At 68.9% G+C, this 2,623-nt stretch carries 3 protein-coding genes; all 3 read left to right on the top strand.

The features are described 5' to 3' along the window. The coding region (locus FKP22_RS26720) for an ATP-grasp domain-containing protein (RefSeq protein WP_141290979.1) at window positions 1–760 on the top strand (760 nt) is incomplete at its 5' end. After that, window positions 757–1,761 carry a methenyltetrahydromethanopterin cyclohydrolase gene (mch, locus tag FKP22_RS26715; RefSeq protein ID WP_141290977.1) on the top strand — a complete coding sequence of 335 codons (1,005 nt, stop codon included), beginning with the start codon at window positions 757–759 and terminating at the stop codon, window positions 1,759–1,761. The genes FKP22_RS26720 and mch, both read left to right, overlap by 4 nt. 54 nt (window positions 1,762–1,815) lie before the next feature. Further along, window positions 1,816–2,623: ATP-grasp domain-containing protein (locus tag FKP22_RS26710; RefSeq protein ID WP_141290975.1), on the top strand; the 808-nt coding region annotated here is incomplete at its 3' end.

Genomic DNA, 2,623 nt, shown 5'->3' with positions numbered 1-2,623 from the left:
CCCGCCGGTGCGGGCCGATGCCCCGGCCGATGCCGATGGATGGCTGCTGAAGGACGCGCGCGCCTGTGGCGGCTGGCACATCCGCCATGCGCACACGGCCCGCGACGGCGCATCGGTGAGCGCCTGGCACTACTTCCAGCGCGCAATGCCGGGTGTCCCGATGTCGGCGACCTTCATCGCCAACGGCGACCGGGCGAGCTTGCTGGGCCTCAACGAACTGATCGTGCGACCCTTCGGCGCGCACCCGCATGTGTATTGCGGCTGCGTCGGGCCGGTGGCCGTGCCTGCAGGCCTGGCGCAACGCATCGATGAGGTGGTGCAGTTGCTCACGGCGGCGTTCGGCCTGCGCGGCTGGTGCAGCCTTGATTTCATCCGCGGCGGCGACGACAGCATCGGCGTGCTGGAGGTGAACCCTCGACCGCCAGCCAGCCTGTCGCTGTACGCGCAGCCTGGCCTGATCGACGCGCAACTGCGCGCCTGCCTGCAGGCCGAGTTGCCGCCGCCGGCGGCGTTTGCACCTCGGCACATCGGCGGCAGCGAGATCGTCTATGCCCGACATCCGTTGACGATCGATGAACCTGGCGCGCAGTATCTTGCCGGCCGGCCCGATGTGCACGACCTGCCGCTCGCAGGCGCATGCTTCGATGCCGGCGACCCGATCTGCAGCTTGAGTGCGGCAGGTGACACTGCCGAGCACGTCCGAGCCTTGCTTTTTGCAGCGCGCGATGCCGTGATGCACACCCTGGAGAAATCGTCATGACCGATGCCCGTCCACCGCTGGCGACCTTGTCGCTGAGTGTCAACGACCTGACACGTCCGCTGGTCGAACGACTGCTGGCCAGTGCTGACGCGCTCGAGCTGAGCGTGGCGCGCCTCGATGGTGGCACCTGCATCGTCGATGCAGGGATCAAGACCCGCGGCAGTGTCACGGCCGGGCTGCTGATCGGCGAGATCTGCATGGGCGGGCTCGGTCAGGTTGGCCTGCGCAGCGGCGCGGCTGACGGGTGGCCGACCTGGGTCGAGGTGCGCAGTTCGCAGCCGGTGCTCGCCTGCCTGGCCAGCCAGTACGCCGGCTGGAGCCTGGCGGCGAGCAAGGAGCAAACGGGCGGCAAGAAATTCTTCTCGCTCGGCTCCGGCCCTGCACGCGCACTCGCCGCCAAGGAGGCCTTGTTTGCCGAACTCGGGTACCGCGACCAGGCAGACACCGGCGTGCTCGTGCTGGAGGTCGATCGGCCGCCTCCCCAGGTCGTGATCGACAAGCTGCTGCGCGACTGCAAGCTGCAGGCCGACGCGCTGACCCTGATCCTGACCCCGACGACCAGCCTGGCAGGCACCACGCAGGTGGTTGCGCGCGTGCTCGAGGTTGCGCTGCACAAGGCCCACGAACTCGGCTACGCGCTTGGCAACATCGTCGAAGGTGTCGCCACCGCGCCGCTGCCGGCGCCCAGCCCCGACGGCGTTGTCGCGATGGGACGCACCAACGATGCGATCCTGTACGGGGGCCGCGTCCACCTCAGCGTGCGCGGCGACGACGCTGCGGCGCGCCAGCTCGCGCTGCAACTGCCGTCACGCAACTCGCGCGACTACGGGCGTTCGTTCGCCGACATTTTCAAGGAGGTCGAGTACGACTTCTACAAGATCGACGGCGCGCTGTTCGCACCGGCCGAGGTGTGGGTCAGCAACCTCGACAGCGGCAACACCTGGCATGCCGGCGCGTTGAACATGGCGCTGCTGCAAGGCCTTTGGCTGCAGGAGGCCTGAGAGCGCCTCTTCGTTTTCTCGAGGCTGAGCTGACGGACCGATGAAGGAAAAAGCATGGCTCGCATCGCGATCATGACTGACGAGACGGGCTGGCACACGCGGCAGTTGCAGGCAGCGTTGCGTGCGCGCGGCGCGAGTGGGCGCTGCGTCGACCTGGCCGATTGCCACATTGACACGGCGCAGGCCTGGCACGGTCTGGTGATCCCCGGCTTTGGCCGCGACCTGCCCGATGCGGCGCTGGTGCGTGGCATCGCCGGCGGCAGCTTCGAGCAGGTCACCAAGCGGCTCGGCGTGCTGCATGCGCTGCGCGAACTCGGCGTGCCGGTCTACAACGACGCGCGGGCGATCGAGCGCAGCGTCGACAAGTCCATGACCAGCCTGCTGCTGCATGCGGCGGACATCCCGACCCCACCGACCTGGGCAACCGAGTCGCTGGCCCAGGCCCGGCGCATCGCGATGCGCGAGGGCGCTGCCGGCCACGCGCTGGTGCTCAAGCCGCTGTTCGGCTCGCAAGGCAAGGGCTTGCAGCTCGTCGGCGATGTCGAGGGCGTTCACCATCCGGTTCCCGAACTCGACGAGGCCTACGGTTCGCTGGCCTACCTGCAGCGCTTTGTGCCGGCCACGATCGACCCCGGGTTCGACTGGCGAGTCCTCGTGGTCGGCGCGCGCGCGGTGACTGCGATGCGTCGGGTCAGCGAGGGATGGATCCACAACGTCGCGCAAGGCGCGCGTTGCGAACCCGCCGAATTGACACCGGCGCTGGCCGCGCTGGCGGAAGGCGCCGCGGCAGCGCTGGAGATGGACTACGCCGGGGTGGACATGATCCCTTGCGCCGGCGGCGGCATCCAGGTGCTGGAGGTCA

Origin of the sequence: Ideonella azotifigens, assembly GCF_006519715.1 — a bacterium.
GTDB lineage: Bacteria > Pseudomonadota > Gammaproteobacteria > Burkholderiales > Burkholderiaceae_C > Ideonella > Ideonella azotifigens.
The sequence above is the reverse complement of the archived record's forward strand: the minus strand, read 5'-3'. Positions and strand labels throughout refer to the sequence as shown.